Below are 5,112 nucleotides of genomic sequence, written 5' to 3'. Positions count from 1 at the left end.
GGCGCGCCAGGGGGTGCACAGGTTCTGGACGGGTCCGACGGCGGCGGTCGAGATGACGCCCAGCAGTGCGGAGACGACGATGCCGACATACATCGGACAGGGCTGGGACAGACTCCAGGAGTGCTTGGCGAGGTGGCCGACGCCGTGGTCGACGGCGACGAACCCGGTCGCGACGACCATGAGGATCGACAGGCTCGTCACCAGGCGGGGACTGGTGGGGATCGGCGGGGGAGCCGCGGGCAGGACGGTCTCGAACAACTCGCGAAGTGGTTGGCCTGGAACGCCTCGGCGACATCGAACATGCCCGACGGAATGGAGTGGCAGGCGTCGGCGGTGGCCTGCCTGCCGAAGGGAAGACCGTCATCCCGACGCGGATCACCGTGGATGTCCCGCCCGTCCCGAAGACGAGCGGCAGCAGCCGGGAGGACACCCGGTTCGGGGATGGTGCAGGCGCCCGTCACTCCTGTGCGAAAGCTCGCGTCCCCGATGGGCGGGGTTGCGGGCAGCATGTCGAGGACAACGGCGCAGGCATCCGCGCAACGCCCGGTTCACGGTGGCGACGATGTGATCGAGCGATTCCCCGTTGGAGATCGGTTCACCCGCGGAATCGGCGGTCTCCTCGGCGGCCGCGTCTTCGCCGAACCCACCGAGGGGCTCTCGCGCTCTTCGAGTGCTTCGACGGCCGCTACGACTCCCGCATCCGGGAACGGCTCGGATTCCCCGGCCCGATCGGATTCGAAGAGAGGCGCTGCGCCGAACAGACGGCAGCCGAACCGCCGAGCCCGAAACCCCACCAGCCCCCGCTGACCAGCTGATCAGCACCTCTTGGACAGCGGGGGAACCTCACTCGGCGGGTTGTGCGGCAGGGGGAGACGGATCGAGGTCCAGCGCGTGGTAGACCTCGGGGCGGCGTGCCCGCAGCCACAAGGCGCGCACGGCTCCGCCCGCTGCGGCGACAGGGAGCAGGATCGTGAGGCTGTTGATCACGACCGAATCGGTCCCGGTGAGATACGGGTAGTTCTGCAGGACCAAGACGATTGCGGTGCCCAGACCCGCCAGGGTGAGCACCGGTGCCAGCACGGTGCGCCACCAGTGGCGCCCGGCCGCGTTCCGGCTGAAGAAGGCCAGGACGGCCACCGAGGTGGACAGCAGCAGGACCATGATCCCGACGGTGGCCAGGCTGACCAAGCTGACTCCGAGGGTCTTGTAGGGGTGCAGGCCGGCAAGGGCGAAGGTGGTGATCACCAGTGCGGCTACGAGGGACTGGGTGTCGCTCGCCCTGTACGGCGAGTTGAACTTCGGGTGCGAGGCGCCCAGTACCCGGGGAAGCAGCCCTTCGCGGCCCAGGGCGTACATATAGCGGCTGGTGGCGTTGTGCACGGCCAAACAGGCGGCGAGCAGGCTGGTGATCTGCAGCACCGACATCACCGTGGTCACCCCGGAGAACGTGTACTGGTCACTGAGCGCGAAGAGCAGTTTGCCCGACTCCTCCGCCGCCCTGGCGCGGACGTTGTCCGGACCGACGCCTCCCACGACGATCCAACTGGTGAGCGTGTAGAAGACCGTGGTGATGACGACGGCCCAGAAGGAGGCACGCGCCACGGACCGGCGTGGGTCGCGGGCCTCTTCGCCGTACAGCGCCGCCGACTCGATACCCGCGAACGAGATGAAGGCGAAGATCAACGCAGCGCCCAGACCGGTGCCCAGGGCGACCTTCGGCTCGAACGAGACCAGGGGCATCGCGTCCGTTCCCTTGTAGGCGACGATCCCGATGTCCATGACCAGCAGGATGGCGATCTCCGCGACCATCAGTACGCCGAGCACCCGGGCGGAGAGGTCGATCTGGCGTCGTCCGAGCAGGGCGGTCAGGAGCAGGGCGCCTGCCGTGTACCAGTGCCATGAGACGGGTGCGTCAATGACCACGCTGGCGTAGTAGCCGAAGACCGCGAACACACCGATGCCGAAAGCGCTGTAGGACAGGACCGCCAGATAGGCCGCAGCCGAACCCGGTACGCGCCCGAGCGCGACGCGGATGTACACGTACAGAGCGCCCGCGTTGACGATTCTCCGGCTCAACGCGGCATAACCTGAGACGAAGCAGAGCATGATCAGGCCGGCGGCGAGATAGGCGGCGGGTATTCCGGGCCCGGTGCCCAGGACGAACCCGTAGGGCACGGTGCCGATCATGGCGACCATGGGTCCGGTGGCCGCCACGACAAAGAAGACGATCTTCGTTGCGGAGAGCGTACCTCTGACAGGCGGCGCCTCGGAGGTGTTTGCGGGTGAGTCCGGCATGGCAGACCTCCCTCTAGTGGGCGGGGGTGGCGGACAGAGCGGTGTGGATCTCCTCGGCGACGCGGTGTCCGGAGCGCACAGCACCGTCCATGTAGCCGTTCCAGACAGCGGCGGTCTCGGTGCCGGCCCAGTGGATGACCCCGACCGGTTCCCTCAGCTGCGGGCCGAACGCGGTCCAGACCCCGGTGCCGAGCCGGCCGCCGTAGCCGCCCCCGCTGTACTCCTCGCTGCTCCAGTCCTTTTCGAAGTACTCCAGGGGCTCCGCGGCCTGCGGTCCGAAGTACGCCACCAGGCACTCCAGCGCGACAGCGCGCCGCTCCTCCCTGGTCAGCGTGGTCAGCCGGCGTGCGTGGACCCCCTCGACGAAGCCGGCGAGCACGCCGCGCTCGGACCCGTGCGGGGTGTTGTCGATGGCCACGGACAGCGGGTGCTCCGGGCTGGACGCATAGCCGCTGAGCCCGGCTTCGCGCCAGAAGGGCCTGTCGTAGGCGACGTTGACCTTGATGACCGAGCCCATCGGAACCTGTTGGGTGAACTGGTCGCGAAGCGCGGGCATCGCCGGCGCGTACCGCAGCCGTCCGGCCAGCGTGGGCGGGAGTGCCACCACCACCCGGCGGGCGGACACGGCACCCCCCTCGTACCGGACGACAGCGCCGTCGGCTGTGTGCTCGATCGCGTGCACCGGCGAGGAGAGACGGACGACCTGGCCCAGGGAGTGTGCCAGGGCCTCGGAGATCAGGTGCGAACCGCCGACCACACGGCGTTCCTGAGCACCGCCTTCCCTCCCCAGCAGAATGTCGAACATGCCGCCGGAGGCGATGTAGAACAGGAAGTGCAGCAGTGATATCTCCTGCGCCTCGGCGGCGAAGACAGCCGGCGCGACGATCCGCCAGAACGCCTGCGCCTCGGCGTTGTCGCTTGCGCCGTCGAGCCAGCTCTGGAGCGTCATCGCGTCCCACTCCCGGGCCCGGGCGGCCATCCACGGCTGCTCCAGGTCGAGCGTCGCGGCCATCGCCTCCAGCTCGGCCATCATCCGCGCGACCTCGGGCCGCGACTTCGCGGACACCCGGGATTCACCCGCGCCGTAGCGACTGACCTCGCCGCCCCACACGAACAGGTCCTCACCGGCGGTGTGCTGGGGGTAGGTCTTCAGGCCGTAGGCCTCGCAGAGTTCGAGCACCTTGTCCTGGGTGGGACCGACCCACTGGCCGCCCATCTCGATCGTGCGCCCGTCGGACATCAGCTGGCCCGTCGTGCGGCCGCCGACTCGGCCACGGGCCTCCAGGACAACCACCCGATGACCCTGGGCGACCAGATCCACCGCGGAGGTCAATCCGGCGAGCCCTGCACCCACAACAGCCACGTCAAAGCGTTCCATGCGTTGTGCTCCTCATGATCGCGAGAAATTCCGATCGGCCTCGCGACTGTTGCGAGGGCATCGACCGCAATTGTTGGTCGTACGTCCGACTTGGCGAGAGGTTGGCACGAGTGCGCCTCGGCACACAAGAGGGAGCGGCAAACAATCTGCGACCACACGACCGGTACGCGGATCTCGGCAACAACCGCCCAAAAGGCGGACGCTCGTTGCCGCGGCAGCTCGCCACCGCCTCAGGGCAGGCCCTCGGCAGGGTTTTCGCCGGGTGCGCATGACGTCGCCGGGGACGACGCTGTCGCCCAGGTCAGCGAGGGTCTCCCCATGGGCTGGAAGCAGTTGAAGTCGTTCGACTCGCCCCCGGCGGGCAGTTGGGCAGGGGTAGGGAAGCCGGCGCGGCCACGGGTGCTGGCAGGTGGATACCGCGGTCGCCCGAAGGGGGTTCCCTCGTGTTGGCAGGTGCGTACACACCGACGCGACCCATCAGCAGGCGGCTGTGAGTGCGCGTGCCGCCTTCACCCCTCGAACTATTGCTAACCGTACGGACGGTCGATACGGTGTGCGTAGCCGAGACCTGGCCACTGGTTCCTGTCCTCGTGAGATCGAAGGGGATGCGCACCATGGCCGAACTCGCAGCAGGGAAAGAGCCGCCCCCGTCAGTGCAGCCCGCACTTGCTGACTGGCGGGGGCTCCCAACACCACACGGCCGAACTGACGGGTACGACGGGTGCCGCGTCAACCGGAGAGGTCATGAACCGTCGGCGGCCAGCACGATACCGCCCACCCGCCGGGATTCGCCGGCACTGGCGCGTATGAACGATCCCAACACCGAAGATCCCTCACCCCGACAGTCTGCGGTGTGTTTTCGGAGTCGGCTCCGCGCTGGCCGGCCCCGGCCCTGTCCTGGCCGGGCACGTCTCTCCCCCGACACCGCCACCACCGGGACGGACAGCCCCCGGCAGCCCCGTACTCGCCAACTTCCCCAGCCGCCGGAGCTGCCCGATGCTCTTCCGTGCGGCACCGACCTTGTTCCGCTGCAACACCCTCAGGAGTTACGACATGTCCCAGATCGTGGTTCACGACAAGTTGTTCATCGGCGGAGCGTGGGTGGAGCCGGCCGGTGACCAGGTGATCGAGGTGGTCTCACCCGTCACCGAGCAGGTCGTCGCCCGGGTGCCCCACGCGATGGCAGCCGATGTGGACAAGGCGGTGGCCGCCGCCCGCGAGGCGTTCGACCACGGCCCCTGGCCCCGGATGACCCCCGCCGAACGCATCGAGGTCGTCACCCGGATCAAGGACGGCTTCCTCGCCCGCCGACAGGAGATGGCGGAGCTGATCACCCTCCAGAACGGCTCCCCCATCAACTTCTCACTGACCTCGCAGACGATGGGACCGGTCGCGGTACTCGCCGCCAGCCTGGCCGCCGCCGCGACGACGGTGTGGGA

Annotated in this window: 3 protein-coding genes and 1 pseudogene; 1 reads left to right on the top strand and 3 read right to left on the bottom strand. The window is 68.6% G+C overall.

Features of this window, described 5'->3' with window-relative positions; translation table 11 throughout:
* The 3 genes and pseudogenes from NBG84_RS04610 to NBG84_RS04600 form a co-directional block, all read right to left on the bottom strand.
* Window positions 1-258, bottom strand: a pseudogene (locus NBG84_RS04610) (ABC transporter permease); the annotation flags it as partial.
* Between the two features lie 585 nt (window positions 259-843).
* Entirely contained in the window at window positions 844-2,295 is a 1,452-nt protein-coding gene (locus NBG84_RS04605) for an APC family permease (protein ID WP_250917966.1), read from the bottom strand.
* Window positions 2,296-2,308: 13 nt separating this feature from the next.
* Entirely contained in the window at window positions 2,309-3,673 is a 1,365-nt protein-coding gene (locus NBG84_RS04600) for a flavin monoamine oxidase family protein (protein ID WP_250917965.1), read from the bottom strand.
* Between the two features lie 1,053 nt (window positions 3,674-4,726).
* Between NBG84_RS04600 and NBG84_RS04595 the strand changes: the two genes are divergently transcribed.
* The coding region (locus tag NBG84_RS04595; RefSeq protein WP_250917964.1) for an aldehyde dehydrogenase family protein at window positions 4,727-5,112 on the top strand (386 nt) is incomplete at its 3' end.

Source organism: Streptomyces albipurpureus (assembly GCF_023701525.1).
GTDB classification, from domain to species: domain Bacteria; phylum Actinomycetota; class Actinomycetes; order Streptomycetales; family Streptomycetaceae; genus Streptomyces; species Streptomyces albipurpureus.
The sequence above is the reverse complement of the archived record's forward strand: the minus strand, read 5'-3'. Positions and strand labels throughout refer to the sequence as shown.